1 protein-coding gene is annotated in these 291 nt (G+C 65.3%); it reads right to left on the reverse strand.

What is annotated here, in order from left to right; translation table 11 throughout:
- Nucleotides 1-58: 58 nt before the first annotated feature.
- Nucleotides 59-291, reverse strand: a 233-nt coding sequence (locus M8006_RS17905) for a hypothetical protein (protein ID WP_250084596.1), incomplete at its 5' end; no start/stop codon positions are given.

Below are 291 nucleotides of genomic sequence, written 5' to 3' on the forward strand. Positions count from 1 at the left end.
CAGTTGGAAATGTCGACGGTGCGGGTGCGGCGGATCACACCGCTGGTCATCGAGCGGCTCATGGCTCACCCCCTTCGGTTTTGGTCACGCGGCTGTACACCACTTCGCCGGTGTTGGGATCAAAGAGCTGCTTGGTGCGCTGGATCATCGGCGCTCGTGGCCCCGTCCAGCGGCTGGAGACCAGGCGGTAACGGGTCAGCACGCCAGGCCCGCCCGCGCGAATAACGGCGACGTAGTCGGCGGCTGCCAGGAAGCGCAGGTATTCATTGGCGGTGGGTTGGGCGATCTCGA

Origin of the sequence: Halomonas llamarensis (assembly GCF_023555005.1) — a bacterium.
In the GTDB taxonomy this organism is placed as follows: Bacteria; Pseudomonadota; Gammaproteobacteria; order Pseudomonadales; family Halomonadaceae; genus Vreelandella; species Vreelandella llamarensis.